The following is a 24,632-nucleotide window of genomic DNA, read 5'->3' as shown; positions in this document are numbered from 1 at the left end:
GGAATCAGTCGAATTTTGGATCGAAAGAAGCTATAATTTAAAAAAGAGCACGAAAATGAGTTTGTCATGAACCGGAAATGAAACTTTTTTAGATGGTAATCGTAAATAATTAGTAGAGATAAATTGCAGGGGGTAAAACGTATGTCTGAATTTAACAACGATCTTTTAAAATCCAAGGACCCATTCGCTTCAGAAAATCCTTTATTACAACCAAATCCACTTTTGCAACAAGAGCCTGAACAAAAGCCAGTGCTTGTGTCGGAGCAGGAGTTATCGCAAATTGCACAAAATCAGCTGATGCTAAAGAAAGATCCAGAGATTCATGCACTTGCACAAAAAATAGATGTTAAAGATCAAATTGCTATGCTTGAGCTTGGTAAAGAAACAGCCAATGGCATTTCTACTTTTTCAGATAAAATGTTAGCGACGATGAAATCCAGTAAGCTTGAGGAATCAAGTGTACTATTAAATAATCTTAATAAAATTATGGATAAATTTGATCCACAAGATTTTGCTGATGAGAAAAAGGGTGGCTTTATCTCAAAGCTCTTTAATAAAGGGAAAGAGCAATTGGAAAAGTTTTTATCTAAATATGACAGCATGAACAAAGAAGTGGATGTCATTTACCGCGAAATTCAAAAATACGAGGGAGAAATGAAGCGCAATACGATCGACCTTGAAAATTTGTATGAACAAAACTTAAATTACTTCCAATCATTAAGTAAATTTGTTGCAGCGATTGAGGTAAAAATTGAAGAGGTTCGTGCAGCATTGCCAGCACTTGAACAAAAAGCTCAAACGGGCGATCAATTAGCAGCGATGGAATACGAAACAATGCTACGTGCTGTGGAATTATTAGAGCAACGTCGCTATGATTTAGAAATGGCACAACAAGTTTCATTCCAATCTGCACCTCAAATTCGTTTAATGCAGCAAGGTAATAACCATTTAATTGCCAAAATTAACTCTGCCTTCGTGACGACAATTCCAATTTTTAAACAGGGCTTGATTCACGCAGTCACATTAAAACGACAAAAGCTAATTTCTGACTCCATGAGTGAGCTAGACCGTCGTACGAACGAAATGCTTGTTCGTAATGCTGAAAATATTAGTAAAAACAGTGTAAATATCGCGCGTCAAGCAGGTAGCCCAAGCATTAAAATCGAAACTATCGAAACAACATGGCAAACGATTATGTCTGGTATTCAAGAAACGAAGCAAATCCAAGCAGAAACGGCAAGAAATCGTGAAGAGGGTCGTAAACGTATTGAGCGTTTGCAATTAGAATATGAAAAACTGAAAAAAATGTAAAATCAAAAGCTTCTTGCTCAAGTTGTTGCAAGAAGCTTTTGATTTGGAAAAAAGAGCTCTTGGTAATTGTTCTTTGACAAAAACAGAAATACTGATTATCATAAAAATAAATGAGAATGATTATCAAGTGAAAAAGGAAGCGGATAGATGATACACAAAGCAATACGAATAGATAAATTTGTTCGTGGGGGAGTGAAGAAGTAATGGGGAATAAAATAAAGTCCTCTGCATTTTCGTATGAGCCTAATCAAGATGGAACACTAGCTCTCTACACGACTGAGAATTTAATGATTGTGCCGCAAAGCCGTTATCTGGAGCTGTTGCATATGGAAGAGCTGTACAATGCTATGCATACAGATTTGGATCATAAACAACATAGTTTAGAACGAGAAAGAAAAATGTTAAAAAAACAAAATGCACAGCTTACAGAAGAAATGCAAAAGGTCAAGCAGCAAAACATGGTCCTCCAAAAAAAGGTGACGGAATACAATTGCGTGGTAGAAGAGATGAAGGTGCTCCGTCAACAAAATACAGAGCTGCTAATAGAATTAAGTAAGTATACAGCGCTGTCAAGAGAATCACTGACAGGTCCTCTCAAGTCGATGATTCGAGATATGCGTGAGCAAGGGGTAGGGATTAAAGAAATCCATATTCGCATCAAGCGTCAAATCAATCCAGATATTAGCTATAGTACAGTGCGTAAATACATTTCTGAGCTCGAAGCGGAACAGCAAGGTGAACGGTGATAGCAAGTCACTAGAAATTTGGCATTTACAGTTGCTACTCAAAGTCCTATAATGAGTCTATTCTTTAACTAGTTTAATATAATGTGAGGTCGTCTATCGATTTCAAAAAGAGTAGGAGCGTTAGTGGTCATGTCAAATGAGAAAAAAGGGGTACTGGCTGCCTTTTTAGCCTATGCCTTTTGGGGAGCTTTCCCTCTATATTGGAAACTACTTGAACACGTACCGAGTATGGAGATTTTATTATCACGTGTTATTTGGTCTTTTGTCTTTACGGTACTAGCTGTTATCGTATTTCGAATGCGTAAGGATCTCCTTGCAGATTTAAAATATTTATGGTCCCATCAAAAGCTTTTCTGGCAGCTTGCAGGTGCATCCTTTGTCATTTCAATGAACTGGTATTTGTATATTTGGGCAGTAACCCATAATCATTTAATTGAAACAAGCTTAGGTTATTATATTAATCCACTGTTGTCGGTTATTTTTGGGGTAATATTCTTTAAAGAATCGCTAAGTCGTGCACAATGGATAGCGACGGGGATTGCTTTTATTGCTGTCATTATTTTAACAATCAATTACGGATCTGTGCCATGGGTAGCATTGCTGATCGCACTGTCCTTTGCTATTTACGGTGTACTAAAAAAGAAAATCAAATTGGATGCCACAAGGGGCTTAGCCATTGAAACATTGTTGATTTTACCCTTTGCATTAGGCTATTATGTTTATCTGTTTACAACACATCAAGCTTCATTTTTACATGTCGATGTAAAAACAGATATTTTAATGATTTTCAGTGGGTTAGTTACAGCAATACCGCTTATTTTATTTGCCAAGGGTGCACAAAATATACCTTTATATTTACTAGGCTTTATTCAATATGTATCGCCAACCATTGTCTTGGTTTTAGGCATTGTGCTATACAAAGAGCCATTCAGCCAGGTAGAGCTTTTAGCATTTAGTATTATTTGGGCGGCTTTACTGCTATTCTCTGGTTCTAAAATTATTGAAACAAGAAAAGCCCATCATAAATCACTAGACTTGTAGAATTTTCTACAGGTCTTTTTATTTTAGAATAAGGATATCAAGTAATTAATTTTAAAATATTAGTTTTAACTAGGAATGCTGTCAAAAATATATGTGGCTTCTTGAATGGCTAGGTGAAGACCATGTGTTTGGTTGAAAACGATCACTATCGCTATGACGAATAGAATCGCAAATATGAAAGATGCAGGATTTCTCAGCTCATGCTTTTGCCTTCTAAAGAATTGTAAACAAATAACGGCAGCGATAATGATAATAATGAGCGACATAATCAGGGTGATCAATGTTGAATGTATGTCGTTTACCGCTTCCCGCTTCCCTAAACTGTCCTAATATCCCCATATTGTTAGGGCTCTCCACAATGGTTTTTTGACTGTCTTTGTTGGTAATCTCCCACCTAAAGTGATCGTTTTCTTGCAATACCGTATAATGAAAGCCTATTGTGTTTCTTTCTCCAATTAATGATGAAGAGGCAAAGGCTGTAGGAATCCATAAACTGAAGATGAGCATAAAGCTAAAAATGGTATGAATGGTTTTTTTGCGCATTTGGTCACTCCTTCATAGTGATATTCGACAAAAATTAGAAGAATCCCTTTCCTATATGAACACCTTTACTTTTTTGACAACATGTAGTAAGATAATGTCAATAATTAGATAACAATGAAAACTAATGCGAGGTGCTTTTTGTGAGTGCGGTAGGTTCTAACTAGGTAAAATTGAATGAAATAAGGCTATGGACAGGGGATTTATGTCATGCACACACCCCTTTTTTAGTCATGGATTTATTTCAAAACCTATGTAGATACCTACAATACTTTATCAAGCGTGGCGTACTATCGATGAACCTTCATGTAACAAGAGGTTTTATTTGTGGTGCCGTAAAAGCTCGCCTTTTAAAGATTAAGCTGTGGGGATTCCTCACAGCTTTTTATTTTATTAACACATCATTGCTATCTAATATTGGGTAGGTATCTTCATGTATGATCAAACATTACAATGAGGAGCATGAAAAAATGAATTTTACTACTCTAGAAAAGTTACAATACCATGAATTAAAGGATATCGTTAAATCCTACTGTGTTAGCGGTTTAGGAAAACAGCTATTAGATAAATTAATGCCAAGCTCAAGCCTAGCAGTTGTGAAAACTCGTTTGAATGAAACGACAGAGGCACGCGCAATTTTAGATGCAGAAGGCCATGTACCTTTTTTAGGTGTCTCCAATATTGAGCATATCATGACCAAACTTGCGAAAGGGATGATATTAGATCCAAGTGAGCTAGTTAGTATGTCAGACTTTTTAAGAGGCTGTCGCAATATCAAAAAATTCATGTTGGATAAGGAATTTTTTGCACCAGTTCTTTCATCTTACGCCCATTCAATGGCAGAGTTTAAAAGTGTGGAGGAGGAAATTAATTTTGCGATAAAAGCCAATCGTGTGGATTCAGCTGCTAGTCGAGAATTAAAGCGTATTCGTCATCATATGGACACGACCGAAGAAAAAATTAAAGAACGCTTAACAAAATTTTTGAATAACAGTGCTAACAAACCCTATATTCAGGAATTCTTTATTAGCCAAAAGGATGATCGATATACGATTCCAATAAAGGCTTCCTACAAAAATCATGTACAGGGTACAGTAGTAGAGATTTCCTCAAAAGGTGCAACTGTTTTTATGGAGCCGAGTGTAGTTGCTAAATTGAATGTAGAATTGGCTACCTTAAAGGCAGAGGAAGCGGTGGAGGAGTATCAGATTTTAGCCACTTTATCAGGACTTTTAATGGAACATCTTCATGCCATTCAGATTAACATGGAGTTGATTAGTCAATATGATATGGTCTTTGCCAAAGCAAAATTCAGCAGACAAATTGGTGGTATGGAGCCACGTTTAAATGATTATGGTTATATTAACATAATAAATGGCAAGCATCCGTTATTACCAGCTAATGCCGTGCCCCTACAGTTTACCATCGGTCAAGATTATCGTAGCTTAATTATTACGGGGCCAAATGCTGGTGGGAAAACCGTTGTCTTGAAAACAATTGGCTTATTAACGTTAGCGACCATGTCAGGCTTTCATATCGTAGCAGAGAAGGGAACCGAGATGGCGCTATTCGATCATATCTTTGTGGATATTGGTGATAATCAAAGCTTAGAAAATGCTCTTAGTACGTTTTCTTCCCATATGAAAAACCTTTCCGATATTATGAGGGCGGCGAATAATCATACACTTTTACTGTTCGATGAAATTGGCAGTGGTACAGAGCCAAATGAAGGAGCAGCGTTAGCAATAGCTATTTTAGAAGAGTTTTATCAGATGGGCTGTATGACCGTTGCAACAACACATTATGGCGAAATTAAACGATTTTCAGAAATGCACCCTGATTTTATGAATGCAGCGATGCGCTTTAATAGTGAAACACTAGAGCCTTTGTATCAATTAATGATTGGCACATCAGGAGAAAGTAATGCCCTTTGGATTTCTAAAAAAATGAATGTCCGTGAAACAGTTTTACAAAGAGCAAAGGATTATATGAATAACAAGGATTATCAGCTAACACTTGTTCAAGACAGTAAAATTCGTAAGCCAAAGATAGAGAAAGCGAAAGCGACAACAGTATATGCCTATGCAAAAGGGGACCGCGTGAAATTACTGGATTATGATGATATAGGGCTCGTATACGAAGAAATGGATCCTTACAATAATGTCAGCGTCTTCTATAAGGGGCAAATACTAGAGGTAAATGTTAAGCGACTTGCCTTAGAACTACCTGCAACAGAATTATACCCCGAGGGATATGATTTAGAGACATTATTTGTTGATTATCAAGCACGTAAGCTTCAGCACGATATCGAGCGAGGGTCCAAAAAAGCATTACGTAAAATACAAAAGGATATTAGAAAAGATAAATTGAACTAAGAACTTAGTTGAGAGACTGGGGCATAAGTGAACTTTCCAATTAAAAAAATGAGAGTCAACGTTATGTCCCAGTTTTTTTTAGAATGGGGAGGACAAATAGGTTGAAAAAGGAATTTGGTATGTTGGTATTGTCTAGTTTTTTATTGCTTGTGGGTTGTAATGTTCATCAAGAAAGTTCTCAGAAGGATGAGAACTCTTCAACCGAACAATTGTCAATGCAGCCGAAACAAGAGGCGAAGGAAAGTATTATTTGGTTTTCAGAGAACAATGAAGTACAGCTCACACCAAAAACAAAAGTTTCAGATGGTTTCAGTGGTGTAACTGTTGCAGTAAATAATATGGAGAAAGAGTTTAATTGGCGTTTTACGACCATTACAGAGCCTCAAGTTTATTATACGGATATTACAGGGGACGGGAAAAAAGAAGCAGTAGTAATTATAAATACAGGAAGAGGGACTGGTTTAACGATTGATGAAGTACATGTGCTGAATAGTGAGAACCTCTCCGAAATAAACGTACAGCCTTTTGAAGAAATTATTTCGGATCACTTCGAATCGAAAATTACTAAAAAAGGAGAGAATCTAAATATTCAAGTAGTAGTGCAAGGTACTGAACAGCATGTGAATGTTGTCGCTCTAGATCCACACGTAGAGCAAGAGCATCTTAATTTTGGAGGGGTCGTTTATTATAAATTAGACAATCAAAAATTAACTGTAGTGCTAGGTGCTAGTGTTGGAGTATCTCCGCAATATGTAGGTGATGTCTATATTACATATCAATTTGATGAGGCTAAAAATGAATTCCTGGCACATCAAATGAAATTTGTTCCTCTAAACAGCTAAATAAAATAATTAAAAATGAGTTCGATATGGGGCAGTAGCACCTTGCATCGAACCCATAATGTTTTATTCTACAGAATTAATTTGTGCTTTAATCGAATGATAGACTTCCTCAATTTTTCGTTTGTAAGGTAAATCCACTAAATTTAATGAATCTGTGTAGGCCATTTTTGCAATGTCGTAGGCTGTTGTTAGCTCCCCAAAATGTGCATAGCACAGGGCTTTATAGGAAAAACACTCATGTAAGCTTAAAATATCATATGGGTGACTAATATAAATCGGTATGTTTTTATATTGTTCAAATGCAGCCTTCGCTTCGTCATAACGACCAAGTAAATAGAGGGATTTTCCTTTTTCAGCATAATAAAAATTAGGATCCAGCTTGTCTATATACTCATGCTGCCTAAGCTCATTAAAACGCTCTATTTCAATCAGAGCCTGCTCATAATTATGGATGTAACTATTATAATAATGTGCCTTCAATACAAAAATAAAGGCGTCCACCTCAACACGTTCCGCAAATGCCTGATATTGCGCTAGCTTCATAAACATATGATCTGTTTGTTCAAAATCATGATCGATCATAGCACAATAGGCACCAATCCTGTACATATTATCAATTTGATAGAACAGTTGGTTATTATGGGCATTAGTAATTGTCTCTTGAATTAATTTTTTCCCTTCCTCATGCTCACCAATTGCGAGCTGGAATATACTCGTATAATAAGTCATTAATAAGGCATCGCGTGAATCGAGCTGATAGTCTTCTTGTTCAATAATTTCCTTTGCCTGTAAGATACGAGCGTAAGCCGATGTATATTGACGCTTTGCTGCTAAAATTGAAATCTCTAGGACAAATGTTTTGAACCAATGGCTGCGTAAATTAATTTCCTTAAAAATAGTACGAGCTTGCTGAAGCGGGGATTCCCAAGTTGTTAATCCAGCTTCATACTGAGCGTATGCGTAAATATACAATAACCGTCCAGCTTCGTAGCTAAGTGGAAGATTCTCTACAGATGGCTTAATGAGATTAACAATTTCTTGATGATGGTCGGCATCACCCCGTTTTACTTCTGCAAATAAAATTTCAACCTGCTCTAAAAGCGGGCGAAGTGAGGATGACGTTACTTCTTCCAGTAATTCACTAGCTTTCACCCCTAAACGTTCAGCAATATAATCAAGGCTTTCCATGGAAGGCTTGGCCTTATCATTTTCTATTTGGCTTAACATGCCCTTTGTTAGACGCTCACCGGCTAGTGCCTCTAATGTTAATTTTTGTTCTTTCCTTAATTTACGAATGCGTGTGCCTAAAGAATCCACTGCCTCGCCTCCTTTTGTTTAATTATATTAAACTTTTTCTTGCGTGAAAAGGGGGAGCTATGGTATATTTTGTTTAACATGATTAAACTTTTTAATTTAGTTAAAAAACGGAGGGGTTTTGAGATGAATGAAGCGGAGAAATTAAAGAAGGCTACCTATCATTTATGGACATTTACAGCGAGTAAAATGATTGCCATGCTAGGGGCACATGTGATGGCATTTGGTTTTAGCTTATATATATTAGCCATGACAGGGTCGGCCATGAGCTTTGCAACGAATATGATTTGTTCTGTGTTACCTCGTGCTCTTGTGGCACCTATAGCAGGGTATGTCGCGGATAATTATTCGAAAAAACGAACAATTTTACTGGCGCAGGCAGGGACTATTGTAACCGTTGGGGGGTTACTGTTATATACAGAAACGGTAGGGATGTCAGTTTACGCTATTTACATTGCTACTGTGTTTAACACGATCTGCTCTGCCTTTTCCGGTGTTACATTTTCATCAGCTATTGCTACCCTTGTTAATTCAGAGCGCTTACAGCGTGCGATGTCATTTAATCAAATGTCCATGTCCGTGGCTGCCATTGGGGGGCCAGTCATTGGCGGGATGATGTACGGATTTTTTAATATCGACGTTTTTTTAATGGTCAATATGGTGGCGTACGCTATTGCCTTTTGTTTAGAGGCAACAATGGATTTTAACCTCTATAGTACAAGAGGAAAAGATGTGAAGAAGGAAAAGGTTTGGGAAAGTCTTAAAGGTGGGTTCCATTACATTAAGCAGCGTAAAGTCATTAAAACAATTATGTGGGTAGCATTATGGATTAATTTATTCTTTTCTGCCATATCTGTCGGAGGAACATTCATTATCATTGAATTACTGAAAGTAGAATCTACGCATTTCGGCTTTATTCAGGCTTCAGGAGCAGCGGGTATGCTGGGAGCTTCCGTATACTTTGCATCAAGATCAGAGGTTAAAGTGCCATTACGTTTCTCAAAAATAAGCTTATTGCTATTGTCAGGGAGTGTAGCTTTAGCCGTCATTCCATTAGTTACAGATTTCTCCTACTTAGCAGTCGTTATCTTTTATCTAATCATTTACTTTATTTTTGCTATATTCGAGATGGGCATTAATATGCCAATTGGGGTGTATATGCAAAAAATCATCTCAGAGGAATACCGTGGACGCGTTTTAGGCTTATTAGAGACCATGGCAATGTCCATGATGCCAATAGGTATGGTTATTTACGGTATATTATATGATACTGTACCAGCAACAATTATTTTACCTGTTACAAGCGTCATTATAATTTCAATTTCACTTGTAATGTTGCGACCATCCATCTTAAGAGAAGCACATCCAGAGTATTATGATCAAAAAGCTATAGCAGAAAGTATTCCTAATTCAACAACATAACCAAAAGGCATGCATAAACTTTGCATGCCTTTGTTAATTATTGGTCCTCAATAACAATATACGTTGCTTGAATGGGGCCATGTACCCCAACGATTAAAATCATTTCGATATCTGCTGAGTTACTTGGACCCGTTATAAAGTTGATGCATGAGGCAATTTTTTCACCACGACGGATTTTTTCACTAATCCAACGTGCTGCCTGTGTCATACGAGGAACAATCGTACTTTTCGGAATTAAAATAATCAATTTTTCTGGTAAAAAACTAACACTACGTCCCTTATCCTTGCTACTAAAAAGTACAGCAGTTCCCGATTCTGCCAAGGTCATTTCACTGATTGTAATACCAATATTCGCTTTTTCAGCTTGTCGGATGTTTTCCTCCTGGTGCTGTGCATTCCATTCATAATGCTGAATATTAGCTTGTGGCCATTGTTCGGTCATTAATTGTGATAGTCCATACTTTTGGAATCGTTTATCATGCCATGTAATGATGGACTGACCCCCATAATGGTCAACAACGGAATGTAAATCTTCAGGTAGCTTTGCGGTAGTGGAAATGACAATATCGGTATGAATATTAGCACACTGCTTTATTAATACCTCAACTAATTCGTCCTTTGTGGCATCTTTGAGAATGCGGTCTTGTGGCTGATATTGCCACGTTGGGCGTGAAAGTTCTATTTTTGGTGAACGTCCAAGCTGCTTTGCGATGTTGGCTAAGAAGGATTCTCGATTGTGAATGGTACCTGTCACTGGTGTTCGCCTCCTTTTGAACGGTTTTTCAACCAATCTCTAAAGCTATCTTTTGTGGGTGCAGGAAAATCCCTCGCTTCAGTCCATGCTTTTAATGGACCTGGTCCTTTCGAAATGGTGTTGTCTTTCGTAAACGGGGACATTGCTGGTGCCGCCATTTTGGTTGCCATCTTATATAAAGTAGGGGAGGAAGCACCTAAGCCAAATGCCTTCATTAATAGCTTTTCAGAAACAGGTGCTTTGCCTTCATTTTCAACGATGACTTGGCGATGGCGATGAATCAGCTGATGTAAAGGGATTTTGACAGGACATGCGTCTGTGCAAGCCCCACACAATGTAGAAGCATATGGCAATTCTTTATAATCATCATAGCCTCCTAAAAGTGGTGAAAGGACAACGCCAACAGGCCCGGAGTAGATGGAACCATACGTATGGCCACCAACATGACGGTACACAGGGCAAGCATTTACACAAGCAGCACAGCGGATACATTGTAAAATGGGCTGGAATTCACTACCTAAAATAGCCGAGCGTCCATTATCTACAATAACTAGGTGAAATTCCTCTGGTCCATCCGTATCACCCTCTTCTTTGATTCCGGTTAATGTCGTAATATAGCTAGTTAGCTTTTGACCCACCGCACTCCTTGTTAATAGGCTCACAAGAACCTCCATTTCTTCAAAGGTAGGGACAATTCTTTCCATTCCCATAACCGTAATTTGCGTTTTCGGTAAAGCCGTGACTAAATCAGCATTACCTTCATTTGTGACAAGCGTAATGGAGCCACTTTCTGCAATGGCAAAGTTACAGCCTGTTATCCCAATATCTGCCGTTAAATAGTCATTTCGTAATTTTTGTCGCACATAGAGAGCAAGCTCCTCTGGCTTTTCTGTTTGTGTGTAGCCTTGTTTTTCCTTAAAAATATCTCGAATCTGCTCTTTGTTTTTATGTAGGGCAGGCGCCACAATATGGGAGGGAGGCTCATGATCCGCGACCTGCAAAATGTATTCGCCAAGGTCTGTCTCAATCACTTCACAGCCAAGTTTCTCTAAAGCTGCATTTAGGTTAATTTCTTCTGTCACCATCGATTTCGACTTGACAATTTTCGAAGCATCCTTCTTTTTGGCAATGCCTTGAATGTAATCGGTTGCTTCTTGTGCCGTATGAGCAAAGAACACATGTCCGCCTCTTTTGGCAACATTGTCACTTAATTGATATAAGTAATAATCAAGGTTAGCTAAAACATGCTTGCGAATTTCCTCTCCATGCGAGCGCCATTCTTCCCAATGACCGAGCTCGTCAGCTTGTTGTAAGCGGCGAGTTTGAAAGCGTTCTTGCGCACTTGAGACAGCCCCACGCATAAAGTGATTGTTAAGTTCTTTTGTTACACGCTGATGGAATGGCTCATTACTTGTCTTCATTGCCATGATTTATTTCCCCCTTTTATCGGCAGTTTAAAACTTCAGCAATATGCATCACTTGAATTGGTTTCCCTTGGCGCTGAATGCGACCACCGATATTCATTAAACAGCCGGCATCGGCCCCAATTAAAATGTCAGCGCCTGTTTCTTCCACATTTTGTACTTTTTCATTGACCATTTCTCCAGAGATATTGCCCATTTTGACTGAGAAAGTGCCGCCAAATCCACAGCACCGATCTTTACCTGGGAGATCCGTGTAGTGTAGTCCTTTGACATGGCTTAATAATTTTAACGGAGCATCCGTTACACCGAGCAGACGAGTCATATGGCAGGATGTATGGTATGTAGCTTTGCCTTCGAAATGAGCACCAACATCTTCTATTTTTAAGACATGGACAATAAATTCAGTAAATTCATATGTTTTATCCGCTAAAGCCTGTGCTTTTAATGCCCATTGTGGATCGTCCTTCAATATTTCAGGATATTCTTTCAGCATATAAGCACAGGAACCAGAAGGGGAGACCACATATTCAGCTTCCTCAAAAGCAGTGATCATTTTTTTTATGGCACTTTTGGATTCTTTCACATAACCGCTATTGTACGCAGGCTGCCCACAACAAATTTGATTTTCAGGAAAGTCTATTTCACAGCCGAGTCGTTCCAACACTTCAACAACTGCCTTTCCGACATTTCCTTGAAACATATCTACTAGGCAAGTGGCAAATAGTGATACTCTCATTTTCATCGCTCCTTTTCTAAACAACTGGTCATCTGATGACTTTTGATGGTTATATCATACAACAATTTGTTAAAAGAATAAAAGTGTTTTTAGGGAATTTTCTGAAAAAATAAAACTACCTAGTGAAGAGGTAGGTAGTTTTACTCGGAGTTGGATTCCGTTAATTCGAAATACTGTAGGAGCACCTTTTCAACATTGCTTAAATGAGAAGTCATCGCATGTTTGGCCAACTCCTCATTTTGCTGTTTAATCGCGAGGAAAATTTGCATATGTTCATCATATAATTGTTCGCTCGTTGTTTTTTTGGAATACAACCAAATTCGGCGAGTTTCTTTCATTGTTTCAATCATAAGGCCAGAAATTTGATCTAGGATGGTAACGAGTAGGGGGTTTTGAGAGGCAGTAGAAATGGCCGCATGAAATTGATAATCTACTTTTTCACCAAGCTCGCCATCACCGTTGGCTTGCTTCATATCCTCTAAAATTTGTAGCATGGCTTGTATATCCTGGTCCGTACGATGGATAGCTGCACTTGCTGCTGCTCCTACCTCAATAATCTTGCGCACCTCTAATAAATGAGCAATATCCTGTCTATTCGTTAACATCGCAGTGGACAATGGAAAATCAAGTTGATTGGATGGCACACTTTTAACAAATGTCCCAGAGCCTTGTTTAATCTCAATCAATCCCATCGCTTTTAAAGCGGAGAGCGCCTCACGTACAGCAGATCGGCTAACTTGTAATTGTTCTGCGAGCTGTTCAACAGAGTCAAGACGATCACCTGGTTTTAGGACACCAGCTCTTATTTTTTCATGTAGAATTTCGGACACTTCTTCATAAATTTTTTTAGGTTTAATTTTTCTTAGTTCCAAGGAGCTACACCTCATTTTCTCGATCAAATGCTCATTTGTTATCATCATTATACATGAAAATAAGTCATTTACTCACGGATTCAAATAAACATCTTATGTAAAGAGAGATTTTGTCGAAATGTAAAGGGGGATAATAATAGTATCAACTTATAATAAGGTCATCAGATGATTCGATTTCCTGATATCCTTGTCTTTGTAAATGATTTCTTACAATAGCATTTGGTCAGTAGTGTCTATCGAATACAGAAGCCTATTTCAACAGTAACGCCAACTAATCGACAATGTCAAGACTGTGGGCATAAGGGGAGTGATTGCTGCTACGAAAGGGTAGAATATTGGCGCAATTTGTTGACAGAATAATAACGGGAGAGCATAATGCAAAAGTAGCGAAGTGGCACTTCTCAAAAATCTCATACTTTTGCCATGAAACGTTCACAAACTGGAAGGGCGCATTTTATTCTGTTTTTTGGTACGATGGATGCAGTAACTGTAAGGAGCGATTATAAAATATGGGATCTGATATTAACGTATTTTTAGCTTTTGGTGCAGGGTTTTTAAGTTTTATTTCACCATGTACTCTCCCACTGTATCCAGCATTTTTATCGTACATAACGGGTATGACATTAGATGAGCTAAAATCGGAAAAAGGTATGCTACAAAAACGTGCCATTTTCCACACATTATTCTTTTTACTAGGTTTTTCAATTATCTTTATTATTATTGGGCTAAGTGCTTCATTAGCGGCAGAATTTTTCCTAAATTATCAAACATTATTACGACAGGTTGGGGCTATTTTAATCGTAGTATTTGGTTTAATGATTGTAGGATTATTGCAAATAGACTTTTTAATGAAGGATCGTAAGTTTCAATTTAAAAATAGACCATCTGGCTATTTGGGGTCCGTCTTAATAGGGATTGCCTTTGCGGCAGGTTGGACACCCTGTACTGGACCCATCCTAGCGTCCATTATCATGTTAGCTGGTACAAACCCAGGTGCGGGCTTCAGCTATATGTTCGCGTATTATTTAGGATTTGCGATTCCATTCTTCGTGCTTTCGTTCTTCATTTCACGTATGACATGGATTCGTACTCATAGCCAAAAAATTGTGAAAATCGGCGGTTATGTAATGATTGCCGTTGGGATCTTATTATTCTTTGATGGATTAACGTATATTACACGCCTTTTACAGCCAATTTTCGGTGGATTTACAGGCTTTTAATTTGTTAAACTAAAGAAGCATACCGAACTTTAACGTAGAGGGAGATGAACATGTGCCGACAGTTTTAGTAGTGGATGATACGCTTTTTATGCGTGTTGCAATCAGTAATATGTTTACAGAATGGGGTTATGAGGTAGTCGGTAAGGCAGCAAATGGTAAAGAAGCTGTGGCGATGTATCGTGAGTTACAACCAGACTTAGTTACAATGGATGTAACGATGCCCGTTATGACAGGTATTGCAGCAGTAAAAAAAATTATTCCAGAATTTCCACATGCAAAAATTATTATGGTGACAGCTTTAGGCCAGCAAAAGTTAATCGTAGAAGCGATCGAAAGTGGGGCAAAGGATTTTATTACCAAGCCCTTTGAGCCAGAACGATTAAAGGCTGTAGCTGATCAATTACTTGGACAAAATTGCTAATTAGACATTAGAGGAGGATTTTTTATGTTGAGCAGTATCCCTTCTCACTATTATGTTATAGGGTCGACCATCATGGCCATTCTTATGGGAAGCTTTGTCATGGTCATTCGAATGAGAGCTTCCAAAAAGCCGACAAATGAGAAGAAAATTATTATTCCACCAATAGCGATGTCTTCGGGTGCACTGATGTTTCTATTCGAACAATTCCGCGTACCACCGATGCAAATTTTAGAGGCAGCTGCTGTCGGAATGGTGTTCTCGACGATTTTAATCGCTACTTCAAAATTTGAAGTCAAAGGTCGAGATATTTATTTAAAACGGTCAAAAGCATTCGTTTTCATCTTAATCGGCTTGTTAGTTTTCCGAGTTGTTGCGAAAATGATATTAAGTAGCTCCATCGATGTCGGTGAATTAGCAGGAATGTTCTGGATACTAGCCTTTGCCATGCTATTACCTTGGCGAATTGCTATGCTCATCCAGTTTAAAAGAGTCAAAAAAACAATTCCACAACTACACTAGTGCAGAAGCTAGTGTAGTTTTTTTATGCTCATAAGCGTGAAGAGGTGTTGGATCGCAAAGGGAAAGTGACGGATAGAAGTGAGAAAGTAGTGGATAGAACAGCAAAAGTAGCGGATAAAACCTGCAAAGGGAAGGATAGCGCCGAGAAGCGTTAATAGCAAGGCTAATGTGATGGATAGAACTCCAAATGTGGTGGATAGCAAAGGGAAAGTGACGGATAGAAGTGAGAAAGTAGTGGATAAAACAGCAAAAGTAGCGGATAAAACCCGCAAAGGGAAGGATAGCGCCAAGAGAAGGGGATAGAATCGTAAAAGTGGTGGATAGAACAGCAAAAGTAGCGGATAAAACCTGCAAAGAGAAGGATAGCGCCAAGAAGCGTGGATAGAATCGCAAAAGTAGCGGATAGGATCGCTAAAGTGATGGATAGAACAGCAAAAGTGATGGATAGAACAGCAAAAGTAGCGGATAAAACCCTCAGAAGGAAGGATACAACTCGATAGCCAGCAAGCATGCCATAACAAAAGGAAACGCTGCACAAAATGGATGTGCAGCGTTTTCATAATCATTCAAATAAGTGTTCGTATGGGGCGATGTCAATTTGCATTTGTTCTAATTTTTTGCGTAAAAATTTGTGATCGCGCTTGGGTGTTGCTTGGATATAGCCACGAATAATGAGGTCATTGTTAATGGCAGCTGCTTTTTCCTCTAAAGCGAGCTCACCGATTTTGCCTGCGATTTTTTCCTTTGCTACTTGTCTAAAGAGCTCAGGTACTGGACTTACTAGCTCATAGAGTAAGTCCTTTTCAGCTTGTCCCCATAAGTGAATTGTTTTATCTAAATAATATTCCTGCCAATCTAAGTCAGATTTTCCATCCTGCTTAGGTAAAGCTTTTAAAAATTTACGGAACATAAAGAATCCGCCAATAGCCATCAATGAAATGAGGACGACAACCCAAAATAAAATAAACCATAAAAACCAACCTTGTAACAAATCGTTCACCTCTTTGCCTTCTCTCACTCTATTATAAGAGCTTCCGAAAAAAAATTCATCCTATAATGTCCCTTTTTTAGCAATTCATCTTTATATAGTGTGCAAGAAGGGAGGTGACGTTAGATGGCAAACGTTAACTTTATTAGTGCAACTCTGCGTCTCAAGTATGAAGATGGCTATGATGAGCAAAATGAACCGAAATTCACAACAAAATCGTATCGTAATCTTAACAACACACATAGTGCGAATGATTTACTAGCTGTGGCGCATGCTATTGCAAGTCTTTCATCACAGACTTTGTCTAGCATTGCAAAGCAAGAAACAAGCGATATATCTTAAGGGGGGATTACAGCATGGCACAAGTATTAGAGTTACAATTTGCAACAGTGGATGGTAAAACGACAACATTAACGATTGATGCTCCAAAGCCCAATGTCTCAGTGGCTGAAATTCAGCAGGCAATGGAAACGATTGTGGCGAAAAATGTATTTGCCGGACAGGCAGGGGCTTTGTCTGCCATTAAGGGGGCACGCCTTGTAGATCGTCAAGTAACGGAATTTGATGTAGCAACAGAATAATTCATCGATGGCCTTTGCAATTGGAACTGCAAAGGCCATTTTTTACCGTAGGAGAGAGGAGAGAAGACCTAATGGAACAGTGGTTAAACATGATATCCGATATCGGTTTTCCGATTTTAGTGTCATTTTATTTGTTGCACCGCGTCGAAGTAAAGCTGGATGCGATTCATGCTGCACTCGTTTCGTTAAAATGAAATACATTTCACAAAGATGTACGAAAGCTGTCACTTAGTAGTTCTTGTCAACGCTTACAACCTACGTTAGGATGAGGATAGTGTAAGGTTAGGGAGAGTGTTGACCATGAAACGTAAATTACTAGGGCTAGTTCTACTGCTGACTTGTGCATCCGTGCTAGGAGCATGTGGAAATTCAAAATTTAAAGCAGATTATAGCCTAGAAATACCCGAATTTGAACATGTAAATCAACGTGGTGAAACGATTTCACTAGAAAGTTTGAAAGGCAAGCCTTGGATCGGCATGTATATATTTACGAACTGTGTGTCGATTTGTCCGCCCATGTCATTGAATATGGCACAAGTGCAAGAAAAGCTCCAGAAAAAAGGAGTAGAGGATTACCATATTGTTGCCTTTTCAGTAGATCCAGATGTGGATAAACCAGAGGTGTTAGCCGATTATCTTAGTAAATACAATGTACCAGATGAATCAAAATGGAACCTTCTAACAGGATATTCACAAAAATATATTGAACAATTTGCTGTGAAAAATACCAAAATTTTAGTGAAAAACGACCTTAACAGTGATCAAGTCATACATGGTAATCAATTTTTCTTAGTCGATAAAGATGGTGTTATCGTCAAAATGTATAATGGCTATGCTGAAAATATTGAAGATGTCCCAATTGATACGATAGCTTCTGATATCGAAACATATATTGATGAAAATTTATAAAAAGCAATAAACCGTCTCGGACTTAAGAGACGGTTTTTTTTGTTCTGGAAAAATAATCTTTTTCTAGTTGAGCATCGTTTATAGTGTAGAAGGAGGGACAAGCATGTCTGATAACGAAAAATTAGAGCAACTAATGGCTATACATACGGAGCAATTATTTCGAATTGCTTATTACTATACAAAGGATTTACAACTAGCCGAGGATATTGTGCAGGATGTTTTTATTAAATTCTACCATCAAAAACATTATGAAGAACGAGGAGAAATGAAGGCTTACTTAGCACGCATGACGATTAATAAATGTAAGGATTACTTAAAAAGCTGGGCATATCGAAAAATTACATTTCAGCATAAATTTTTTACCAAACAAAAGTCGGTCTTGCAGGATACACTTATTCTTCAGGATGAACAAGATTTATTAGATGAAGCAATTTTACGGTTACCCATTAAGCCACGAGAAGCGATTGTCTATTATTACTTAGAGGAAATGACAATTAAAGAAATTGCTGAATTACTTGAGATTCCTGAAGGTACGGTGAAATCACGTTTAAAAAAAGGGAAAGAGCTTTTAAAAGTAGATTTACAAAATATCGAATGGGAGGTACTTTTCCATGGATAAGCATACAATGCATATTTTGAAGGATGTCACAGCTCATAAAGAGGCGATCATTCAAAACGTTCGACAACAAATCCAACAGCAAACACATCCATCCAAGACAAAGTGGACATATCGTGCAGTCACAATGTTGATCACTTGTTCGCTCTTACTATTTATTGCGTGGCAAGCAACACAACCAATGAATCAATTGGCGACTGAGGTAACGGATGAAGGGGAAGTACCTACATTCACTGAATTATTTCAGACAGAGGTAGATGGAACTGCTACAACATACAGTCAGTATTTTCAAATTGCCGATTCACTCAATCACCGTGAAAATATCAAGTATTATGCTCCGCTTCAAGGTTTCGGGGCTATGCAAGAAGTAGCATCTACAATGGGGGATGCAGTCCATCTAATTGAGCCTAAAGATCTGCCGTTTCAAGCAAATATTCAGGAGGTCTATGCGGTAACTTCAGATATGAAAGATGGTAGCCTACAAACGCAATTTCAATTTAGCTTTAAAGAAAAATCTCTTGCAGGTGTAGATTTGCAGTATATTCATTTTACAATTACGAACGTAGAGCGTAACCCATTAGCTAACCGTAAACTTACAGAAAATATTGAGAACATTGAGGGGAGTAACCTCAAGAATGTAGGCTTTAATTTTTTGAACCCTTTGTATTATCGAGAGATGACTCCAGACCGAGGTTTTGCATATATATACTATGATTACGATGAGGCAGATAAGCGAGTCTTTCGAATGACTACAACCAGTGCTAATGAATTTTATACGTATGATAACGGATATGTTTATCATATTGGTTATCGAATAAATGGTGATCAAGAAGAAGTCCAAGAAAAAATGGTAGCCATCGTAAGAAAATTTATTTCTGGCAATTAGCTCATCCTATTGTAAAATGATAGAAAAGAAGGGATGGGGGTCAATGACAACGATTGCGCAAACCTATTTACAGGTTGTTCAAAAGAGATTCCAAAATGTGAAAGAGTTAGGGGATAAGGCTCTTGCCCAATTAGAAGAGGAACAGCTGCACTGGGCGTATAATGAAGAATCTAATAATATAGCTGTCATTGTGAAGCATGTTAGTGGCAATATGATTTCACGTTGGACGAATTTTTTAACGACAGATGGTGAGAAGGCTACAAGAAATCGGGATGATGAGTTTATGGATAGTCTTCATACAAAAGAATCTATTATCGCAGTTTGGGAAAAGGGCTGGCAAGTCTTTTTAGATACTTTGGCGAGTTTAAGCGAATCTGATTTGGAGAGGCATGTTACCATTAGAGGAGAGCAGCTAGCTGTGATCGATGCCATTGAGAGACAAATGGCTCATTATGCACAGCATGTTGGTCAAATTATTTATATTGCGAAACAAGTAAAGGGCTCTGAATGGCAAACATTAAGTATAGCAAAAGGGGAGTCTCAAGCTTTTACAGAGGCCATGCTAGAAAGAAACCAATCATAAATACACAAGATCGTAGCAATCATCTGTTGCTACGATCTTTTAATTTGCTACATAAAGCTTGTACATGGCTGTTTCAGAGTCAATGGCTTGCGCAAGGTCAAACGCCTCCTGCTGACTTTTTTGATTGGTGATGATTTCATAAAAATAACGAATAACAAACATAAGATTCGCATTGCCGTCAATATAATCATCAGGTGCTAAATAGGATTGACAGCCACTCGCTAAAAAGGCTGTTGCTAGCTGCTGCCAACCTAATGTACAGCCTGTTGCTAGAACTTTGACATTTTGTAGCCGGCAATAGGACTCAATATGCCTTGGTCCAAAGTATAGATCTTGAGGTTCATCGTTCTCATACACTTCTTCGCCTAACTCGGGTAAACAAAAGCGCCCTTCATTGCCGTGGAAATTTAAAATAAGATAGTCCATTCTGCCATAAAGGTCCTCTCCAGATAAGACATCAATCAAATCATTGGGTCTTCCAATCAAATGCAGTGTGACCCTGGCGCCAAATGATTCAAGTGCCGCTCTAATGGCCATGGATTCGAAATCACAATCTGGTCCAACTACTAAATTTACATATAACTCTGGTTTACTCAAAGTCTCTTCACCTCCATTATTAGTATAAATGAAAAGTTAATATTACAGGATACATTGTCAATTGCTGATGTTCAGCAGGCTATTTATTTACTAGAATAAGCGAAATTACTCCTATATTGTCATCATAATAATGGCGAATATAGGGGATTTTTATTTTTCGGGAAAGACTGAATAGTAGGAAAATCATAAAATTGTTTGAAAAAATTTTTTTCGTCCGATAAAAGTAAGGGGAGAAATGTTATGCAGATAAAGAAAGGGAAAGATGGTGGAAAAATAGAGTATTTTTTCACGTGTAAATTAAAAGGAGACTGATATATGAAGAAACTATTTAGCAGTTTTAAAGGCAAGCTTTATACGCTATTTGCGCTTGTATTACTTATCCCTGTGATATCTGTGGGGAGTTTATCCTACTTATCTGCAAAAGATTCCATTAAAGAAGAAATTTTATTTAGTGCCAATGAAAGTGTAGGCATTTTAAATAAGCTTATTGATAAAACCATTAGCGAAAAAATGGATGAAATTAACGTCTTTAGTAGTGAAGTAGATGCTCAACAGTATGAGCAAGCACAAGCATCGATTGTGTCAAAATTACAGCAATATACTAAGCTGAATCCAGATGTTTTGAGTGTTTATATTGGCATGAATAACGGTGATTTTACACAGGAGCCTCGATTAAATGATGCGGACTACAATCCATTAAATCGAGATTGGTATAAAGAGGCAACAGCTCTTAAAGGAGAAACCCTAATCACTAACCCTTATAAGGACGCAGGAACCGGCGATATGGTGGTGACAGTTGCCAAACAGATTAAGGATCACTCTGGTGTTGTGGCAATTGATATCAAGCTAACAGACCTGCAGAAAGTTGCCGATTCGATTCGGATTGGGAGAAATGGCTATTCCTCTATTTTTGGGGAAAATAACTTGGTCATTTCACATCCGACCCTAGAAGCAGGCGGAGAGCTAAAAGAAAGCTTCCTTGATAAAATGTACGAAAATTCATCGGGCACTTATGACTATGTCTTTGACGGTGATGATCGAATCCTGTTCTATACAACAAATGAATTAACAAATTGGAAAATTACCGGAACAATTTTTGCTGAAGAAATTGATGAGTCCGCTTCCTCCATTTTGTATCATACAATTCTTGTATTAGTGGCAGCTATTATTATTAGTTCCATCGTCTTTTATTTTGTAATGAAGGCCATTATTAAACCAATTAAAGCATTAAAGGACAGCGCCGTTACAATTAGTAAAGGTGATCTCACAGAGACGGTGACGGTTTCTTCAAATGATGAGATTGGTCAATTAGGGCAAGCCTTTAATGATATGCAAGAAAGCTTACGGACACTAATTCAAAAGATTGAACAAAACGCAGAGGAAGTCGCTTCGTCAGCAGAAGAGCTAACAGCCAATGCGAATCAGACAAGCATTGCGACTGAAAAAGTAGCGATTTCGATTCAGGATGTCGCAACAAGTGCTGATTCTCAAACGATTAGCGCCAATAAAAATGCAGAGTCACTGCATGAGCTTTCAACAGCTATTCTTCACATAGCGGAAATCTCCTCTGCTGTAACCGATCTTTCACAGCATGCAACATTACAAGCAGATGAGGGTGGACAAGCCGTTCAAAATACAAAGGATCAAATGCAGTCCATCCATTTATCCGTAGCGGATTCCAATGCGAAAATCCAAACTTTACATGAACGATCACAGCAAATTACATCTATTTTAGATGTCATTACAAGCATCGCAGATCAAACTAATTTACTGGCACTAAACGCAGCAATAGAGGCAGCACGAGCGGGTGAACATGGAAAAGGCTTTGCGGTTGTGGCAGATGAAGTGCGCAAGCTAGCCGAGCAGTCACAGGAATCGGCAAAGCAAATTTTTGAGCTGATTCGAGGAATTCAACAAGAAACAGAGCAATCTGTTACGATTATGGCGAAGGTGACGGAGGATGTGCAAAGTGGATTGCATATTTCAGATGAAGCTATTACAAAATTCCAAGTTATTATGGCAAGTATGAATAAAATTACGCCTAAAATGGAGGAAGTATCCTCAGCCTCAGAGCAAATGTCTGCAGGTGTTCAAGAGGTTGCAGCAGTTACGGAAGATCTGGCATTCTCAGCAAAAGGTAATGCAGCTGCGTCAGAGGATGTAGCGGCATCGACAGAGGAACAATTAGCTTCAATGGAAGAAATCAATGCCTCTGCTCAAGCACTAGCACATATGGCAGATGAATTAAAGCAACTCATTAGTCAGTTTAAATATTAAAGCAAAACGCCACTCCTGTTAAATTAGGAGTGGCGTTCGTTGTTTTATCGATCTTCTTCCCAACAATCTGTATTTTTTAACGTTGGAATCGATTTTGCATAAAAGACAGGGTTTTTACCAGCTTTACGTTGTAGGGTAAAGTCGTCTAATACAAGGAAGGCAATTTTTCCAAGAAGCATAATAATAGCAATATTGATGAGAGCCATGAGACCCATAAATAGGTCAGCTAAGTTCCACACAAGCTGTACCTGTGCTAACGAGCCAAACATTACCATAACTAACACTAAAATACGATAGCTAAACATCCAACCTTTATGGGCATTCATAAATTCAATATTGGATTCACCATAATAATAGTTACCGATAATCGAGCTAAAAGCAAAGAAGATGATGGAAATGGCAATGAAATATGGAGCCCAGCCCCCAACATGCACAGCTAAAGAATCTTGCGTCAAAATAATGCCGTTGCTTTCACCTGTATCATATAAACCAGCTAAAATAATGATAAAGGCTGTCGCCGTACAAATCATAATCGTATCAAAAAAGACACCTAAGCTTTGTACAAGCCCTTGCTTCGCGGGATGTGAGGTATTGGCAGTAGCTGCTGCATTAGGCACACTACCCATACCAGCTTCATTGGAAAATAAACCACGACGTACCCCTTGCATGATAGCCGCACCGATTGCTCCACCAGCCGCTTCTTGAAGACCAAATGCGTGCGTGAAAATTAGTTTGAATACATTCGGTATTTCAGATAAATTTGTCACCACAACAAAAAGGGCTACAAGTAAATAAAAGATCGCCATGACAGGTACAAGAATTTGTGTTACTTTTACAATTCTATGTACACCACCAAAAATAATTAATGCTGTTAACACTACTAGCATAACCCCGATGGCCTTTGGACTTATGTCAAATGCATCTCCAACTGAAGTTGCGATAGTATTCGATTGTACAGCGTTAAAAATAAATCCAAAGCTTAATGTTAATAGAATACTAAAGATAATACCTAGCTTTCTTTGACCTAATGCCTTCTCCATATAGTAGGCAGGTCCACCTCGGAACGTATCGCCATCCTTGACTTTGTACACCTGCGCTAAAGTACTTTCGATGAAGGCGGTTGCCATCCCTAAAATAGCGATAATCCACATCCAAAATACCGCACCAGGGCCCCCGACACCAATGGCTAAGGCAACACCTGTGATATTCCCAGTGCCAACACGTGAAGCGGCACTAATCGTAAAGGCTTGAAACGGTGACACACCCGATTCGCCATCTCTTTTTTCAACAATCAGACGAAACATTTCAGGAAAAAGACGAATTTGTACAAACTTTGTACCAATTGAAAAATATAATCCTGCTGCTAAAAGAAAAATAATTAGGATATATGTCCATAAAATATTATTTCCGCTATCTACAATAGATGAAATCCATTCCATAAGTTGTCCTCCTTTCATACAATACGTTTAAGTCTACACTGTTTTTTTATAAAAAATCAACTTTTCTAAAATAAAGAATTATATTAAAATTTTGCGATTTCAAAATAGTAAGTTAGAAATTGTATTTTTAATTATTGTTTCATAGTAAACGACAATAATTATTTTATAGAAAATTATAGGGATTTGGAAAATTCTCTTATTTCTGCGCGTGTTCCGCGT

Annotated in this window: 27 protein-coding genes; 18 read left to right on the top strand and 9 right to left on the bottom strand. The window is 38.2% G+C overall.

The window, feature by feature from the left end; all coding sequences use genetic code 11:
• The first annotated feature begins 141 nt into the window (after nucleotides 1–141).
• The 3 genes from ABC382_RS06825 to rarD all read left to right on the top strand — a co-directional run bounded on the left by ABC382_RS06825 (nucleotide 142) and on the right by rarD (nucleotide 3,098).
• The gene (locus ABC382_RS06825; protein ID WP_274796611.1) at nucleotides 142–1,311 is read left to right on the top strand and encodes a toxic anion resistance protein; all 1,170 of its coding nucleotides are present in this window, start codon (nucleotides 142–144) and stop codon (nucleotides 1,309–1,311) included.
• A 203-nt stretch (nucleotides 1,312–1,514) separates the two neighbouring features.
• Nucleotides 1,515–2,057, top strand: a complete 543-nt coding sequence (locus tag ABC382_RS06820) for a hypothetical protein (protein ID WP_274796612.1) — start codon at nucleotides 1,515–1,517, stop codon at nucleotides 2,055–2,057.
• 129 nt (nucleotides 2,058–2,186) lie between these two features.
• Entirely contained in the window at nucleotides 2,187–3,098 is a 912-nt protein-coding gene (gene rarD / locus ABC382_RS06815; RefSeq protein WP_274796613.1) for an EamA family transporter RarD, read from the top strand.
• A 213-nt stretch (nucleotides 3,099–3,311) separates the two neighbouring features.
• On the opposite strand, the gene ABC382_RS06810 is transcribed toward rarD, so the two are convergent.
• Entirely contained in the window at nucleotides 3,312–3,641 is a 330-nt protein-coding gene (locus ABC382_RS06810; protein ID WP_322610514.1) for a hypothetical protein, read from the bottom strand.
• A 467-nt stretch (nucleotides 3,642–4,108) separates the two neighbouring features.
• Between ABC382_RS06810 and ABC382_RS06805 the strand changes: the two genes are divergently transcribed.
• Together ABC382_RS06805 and ABC382_RS06800 are read left to right on the top strand one after the other, a co-directional pair.
• Nucleotides 4,109–6,013, top strand: a complete 1,905-nt coding sequence (locus ABC382_RS06805) for an endonuclease MutS2 (protein WP_412926685.1) — start codon at nucleotides 4,109–4,111, stop codon at nucleotides 6,011–6,013.
• A gap of 101 nt (nucleotides 6,014–6,114) precedes the next feature.
• Nucleotides 6,115–6,855, top strand: coding sequence for a hypothetical protein (locus tag ABC382_RS06800; protein ID WP_322605725.1), 741 nt, complete (start codon nucleotides 6,115–6,117; stop codon nucleotides 6,853–6,855).
• 63 nt (nucleotides 6,856–6,918) lie between these two features.
• Here ABC382_RS06800 and ABC382_RS06795 read toward each other — a convergent pair whose 3' ends face one another.
• Entirely contained in the window at nucleotides 6,919–8,172 is a 1,254-nt protein-coding gene (locus tag ABC382_RS06795; RefSeq protein ID WP_322605726.1) for a helix-turn-helix domain-containing protein, read from the bottom strand.
• A 123-nt stretch (nucleotides 8,173–8,295) separates the two neighbouring features.
• On the opposite strand from ABC382_RS06795, the gene ABC382_RS06790 reads away from it, so the two are divergent.
• Nucleotides 8,296–9,591 (top strand): MFS transporter, encoded by a 1,296-nt coding sequence (locus tag ABC382_RS06790; RefSeq protein ID WP_312507077.1) that lies wholly within the window; start codon nucleotides 8,296–8,298, stop codon nucleotides 9,589–9,591.
• A gap of 37 nt (nucleotides 9,592–9,628) precedes the next feature.
• On the opposite strand, the gene ABC382_RS06785 is transcribed toward ABC382_RS06790, so the two are convergent.
• From ABC382_RS06785 to ABC382_RS06770, 4 genes are all read right to left on the bottom strand, one after another.
• The gene (locus tag ABC382_RS06785) at nucleotides 9,629–10,345 is read right to left on the bottom strand and encodes a LutC/YkgG family protein (protein ID WP_412926684.1); all 717 of its coding nucleotides are present in this window, start codon (nucleotides 10,343–10,345) and stop codon (nucleotides 9,629–9,631) included.
• Entirely contained in the window at nucleotides 10,342–11,772 is a 1,431-nt protein-coding gene (locus ABC382_RS06780; protein WP_312507075.1) for a LutB/LldF family L-lactate oxidation iron-sulfur protein, read from the bottom strand. The genes ABC382_RS06785 and ABC382_RS06780 overlap by 4 nt, the downstream gene beginning before the upstream one ends.
• A gap of 16 nt (nucleotides 11,773–11,788) precedes the next feature.
• The gene (locus ABC382_RS06775; RefSeq protein WP_274796626.1) at nucleotides 11,789–12,505 is read right to left on the bottom strand and encodes a (Fe-S)-binding protein; all 717 of its coding nucleotides are present in this window, start codon (nucleotides 12,503–12,505) and stop codon (nucleotides 11,789–11,791) included.
• Nucleotides 12,506–12,645: 140 nt separating this feature from the next.
• Entirely contained in the window at nucleotides 12,646–13,377 is a 732-nt protein-coding gene (locus ABC382_RS06770; protein ID WP_322610519.1) for a FadR/GntR family transcriptional regulator, read from the bottom strand.
• A gap of 509 nt (nucleotides 13,378–13,886) precedes the next feature.
• Here ABC382_RS06770 and ABC382_RS06765 point away from each other — a divergent pair.
• The 4 genes from ABC382_RS06765 to ABC382_RS06750 all read left to right on the top strand — a co-directional run bounded on the left by ABC382_RS06765 (nucleotide 13,887) and on the right by ABC382_RS06750 (nucleotide 15,840).
• Nucleotides 13,887–14,597, top strand: coding sequence for a cytochrome c biogenesis CcdA family protein (locus tag ABC382_RS06765; RefSeq protein ID WP_274796629.1), 711 nt, complete (start codon nucleotides 13,887–13,889; stop codon nucleotides 14,595–14,597).
• 52 nt (nucleotides 14,598–14,649) lie between these two features.
• A complete protein-coding gene (locus tag ABC382_RS06760) occupies nucleotides 14,650–15,018 on the top strand; it encodes a response regulator (RefSeq protein ID WP_274796630.1) in 369 nt (122 codons plus the stop codon).
• 24 nt (nucleotides 15,019–15,042) lie between these two features.
• Nucleotides 15,043–15,537 carry a CcdC family protein gene (locus ABC382_RS06755; protein ID WP_274796631.1) on the top strand — a complete coding sequence of 165 codons (495 nt, stop codon included), beginning with the start codon at nucleotides 15,043–15,045 and terminating at the stop codon, nucleotides 15,535–15,537.
• A gap of 171 nt (nucleotides 15,538–15,708) precedes the next feature.
• Entirely contained in the window at nucleotides 15,709–15,840 is a 132-nt protein-coding gene (locus ABC382_RS06750) for a hypothetical protein (RefSeq protein ID WP_412926683.1), read from the top strand.
• Nucleotides 15,841–16,099: 259 nt separating this feature from the next.
• Here ABC382_RS06750 and ABC382_RS06745 read toward each other — a convergent pair whose 3' ends face one another.
• Complete coding sequence (locus tag ABC382_RS06745; RefSeq protein WP_274797296.1) at nucleotides 16,100–16,528, bottom strand: DUF2621 domain-containing protein; 429 nt, start codon at nucleotides 16,526–16,528, stop codon at nucleotides 16,100–16,102.
• Between the two features lie 123 nt (nucleotides 16,529–16,651).
• Here ABC382_RS06745 and ABC382_RS06740 point away from each other — a divergent pair, with 123 nt between their 5' ends.
• The 7 genes from ABC382_RS06740 to ABC382_RS06710 all read left to right on the top strand — a co-directional run bounded on the left by ABC382_RS06740 (nucleotide 16,652) and on the right by ABC382_RS06710 (nucleotide 20,100).
• Nucleotides 16,652–16,867, top strand: a complete 216-nt coding sequence (locus ABC382_RS06740; RefSeq protein WP_312507014.1) for a DUF1659 domain-containing protein — start codon at nucleotides 16,652–16,654, stop codon at nucleotides 16,865–16,867.
• A 14-nt stretch (nucleotides 16,868–16,881) separates the two neighbouring features.
• Complete coding sequence (locus ABC382_RS06735; RefSeq protein ID WP_412926682.1) at nucleotides 16,882–17,106, top strand: DUF2922 domain-containing protein; 225 nt, start codon at nucleotides 16,882–16,884, stop codon at nucleotides 17,104–17,106.
• A gap of 71 nt (nucleotides 17,107–17,177) precedes the next feature.
• The gene (locus tag ABC382_RS06730; RefSeq protein WP_004229459.1) at nucleotides 17,178–17,300 is read left to right on the top strand and encodes a YvrJ family protein; all 123 of its coding nucleotides are present in this window, start codon (nucleotides 17,178–17,180) and stop codon (nucleotides 17,298–17,300) included.
• A gap of 106 nt (nucleotides 17,301–17,406) precedes the next feature.
• On the top strand, nucleotides 17,407–18,015 hold the full coding sequence (locus ABC382_RS06725) for an SCO family protein (RefSeq protein ID WP_412926681.1): 609 nt from the start codon (nucleotides 17,407–17,409) through the stop codon (nucleotides 18,013–18,015).
• A 103-nt stretch (nucleotides 18,016–18,118) separates the two neighbouring features.
• Entirely contained in the window at nucleotides 18,119–18,634 is a 516-nt protein-coding gene (locus ABC382_RS06720; RefSeq protein WP_312507015.1) for an RNA polymerase sigma factor, read from the top strand.
• Nucleotides 18,627–19,517, top strand: coding sequence for a hypothetical protein (locus ABC382_RS06715; protein ID WP_341385936.1), 891 nt, complete (start codon nucleotides 18,627–18,629; stop codon nucleotides 19,515–19,517). The genes ABC382_RS06720 and ABC382_RS06715 overlap by 8 nt, the downstream gene beginning before the upstream one ends.
• Before the next feature lie 43 nt (nucleotides 19,518–19,560).
• Complete coding sequence (locus tag ABC382_RS06710; protein ID WP_274796640.1) at nucleotides 19,561–20,100, top strand: DUF1572 family protein; 540 nt, start codon at nucleotides 19,561–19,563, stop codon at nucleotides 20,098–20,100.
• 39 nt (nucleotides 20,101–20,139) lie between these two features.
• On the opposite strand, the gene ABC382_RS06705 is transcribed toward ABC382_RS06710, so the two are convergent.
• Entirely contained in the window at nucleotides 20,140–20,697 is a 558-nt protein-coding gene (locus tag ABC382_RS06705) for a delta-aminolevulinic acid dehydratase (protein WP_274796641.1), read from the bottom strand.
• A gap of 315 nt (nucleotides 20,698–21,012) precedes the next feature.
• Between ABC382_RS06705 and ABC382_RS06700 the strand changes: the two genes are divergently transcribed.
• Nucleotides 21,013–22,974 carry a methyl-accepting chemotaxis protein gene (locus ABC382_RS06700; protein ID WP_412926680.1) on the top strand — a complete coding sequence of 654 codons (1,962 nt, stop codon included), beginning with the start codon at nucleotides 21,013–21,015 and terminating at the stop codon, nucleotides 22,972–22,974.
• A 44-nt stretch (nucleotides 22,975–23,018) separates the two neighbouring features.
• Here the strand turns inward: ABC382_RS06700 and ABC382_RS06695 are convergent, their stop codons facing one another.
• The gene (locus ABC382_RS06695; protein ID WP_412926679.1) at nucleotides 23,019–24,413 is read right to left on the bottom strand and encodes an alanine/glycine:cation symporter family protein; all 1,395 of its coding nucleotides are present in this window, start codon (nucleotides 24,411–24,413) and stop codon (nucleotides 23,019–23,021) included.
• Between the last annotated feature and the right edge of the window lie 219 nt (nucleotides 24,414–24,632).

The sequence above is a fragment of the Lysinibacillus phoenicis genome (assembly GCF_047238325.1).
Taxonomy (GTDB): Bacteria; Bacillota; Bacilli; order Bacillales_A; family Planococcaceae; genus Lysinibacillus; species Lysinibacillus irui.
The sequence above is the reverse complement of the archived record's forward strand: the minus strand, read 5'-3'. Positions and strand labels throughout refer to the sequence as shown.

Coding starts and splice junctions, on each gene's coding strand:
- ABC382_RS06825 (WP_274796611.1), top strand. CDS start 142: ATGTCTGAATTTAACAACGATCTTTTAAAATCCAAGGACCCATTCGCT.
- ABC382_RS06810 (WP_322610514.1), bottom strand. CDS start 3,641: ATGCGCAAAAAAACCATTCATACCATTTTTAGCTTTATGCTCATCTTC.
- ABC382_RS06775 (WP_274796626.1), bottom strand. CDS start 12,505: ATGAGAGTATCACTATTTGCCACTTGCCTAGTAGATATGTTTCAAGGA.
- ABC382_RS06710 (WP_274796640.1), top strand. CDS start 19,561: ATGACAACGATTGCGCAAACCTATTTACAGGTTGTTCAAAAGAGATTC.
- ABC382_RS06730 (WP_004229459.1), top strand. CDS start 17,178: ATGGAACAGTGGTTAAACATGATATCCGATATCGGTTTTCCGATTTTA.
- ABC382_RS06805 (WP_412926685.1), top strand. CDS start 4,109: ATGAATTTTACTACTCTAGAAAAGTTACAATACCATGAATTAAAGGAT.
- ABC382_RS06720 (WP_312507015.1), top strand. CDS start 18,119: ATGTCTGATAACGAAAAATTAGAGCAACTAATGGCTATACATACGGAG.
- ABC382_RS06715 (WP_341385936.1), top strand. CDS start 18,627: ATGGATAAGCATACAATGCATATTTTGAAGGATGTCACAGCTCATAAA.
- ABC382_RS06695 (WP_412926679.1), bottom strand. CDS start 24,413: ATGGAATGGATTTCATCTATTGTAGATAGCGGAAATAATATTTTATGG.
- ABC382_RS06765 (WP_274796629.1), top strand. CDS start 13,887: ATGGGATCTGATATTAACGTATTTTTAGCTTTTGGTGCAGGGTTTTTA.
- ABC382_RS06755 (WP_274796631.1), top strand. CDS start 15,043: ATGTTGAGCAGTATCCCTTCTCACTATTATGTTATAGGGTCGACCATC.
- rarD (WP_274796613.1), top strand. CDS start 2,187: ATGTCAAATGAGAAAAAAGGGGTACTGGCTGCCTTTTTAGCCTATGCC.
- ABC382_RS06700 (WP_412926680.1), top strand. CDS start 21,013: ATGAAGAAACTATTTAGCAGTTTTAAAGGCAAGCTTTATACGCTATTT.
- ABC382_RS06725 (WP_412926681.1), top strand. CDS start 17,407: ATGAAACGTAAATTACTAGGGCTAGTTCTACTGCTGACTTGTGCATCC.
- ABC382_RS06750 (WP_412926683.1), top strand. CDS start 15,709: ATGGATAGAACTCCAAATGTGGTGGATAGCAAAGGGAAAGTGACGGAT.
- ABC382_RS06780 (WP_312507075.1), bottom strand. CDS start 11,772: ATGGCAATGAAGACAAGTAATGAGCCATTCCATCAGCGTGTAACAAAA.
- ABC382_RS06735 (WP_412926682.1), top strand. CDS start 16,882: ATGGCACAAGTATTAGAGTTACAATTTGCAACAGTGGATGGTAAAACG.
- ABC382_RS06740 (WP_312507014.1), top strand. CDS start 16,652: ATGGCAAACGTTAACTTTATTAGTGCAACTCTGCGTCTCAAGTATGAA.
- ABC382_RS06790 (WP_312507077.1), top strand. CDS start 8,296: ATGAATGAAGCGGAGAAATTAAAGAAGGCTACCTATCATTTATGGACA.
- ABC382_RS06820 (WP_274796612.1), top strand. CDS start 1,515: ATGGGGAATAAAATAAAGTCCTCTGCATTTTCGTATGAGCCTAATCAA.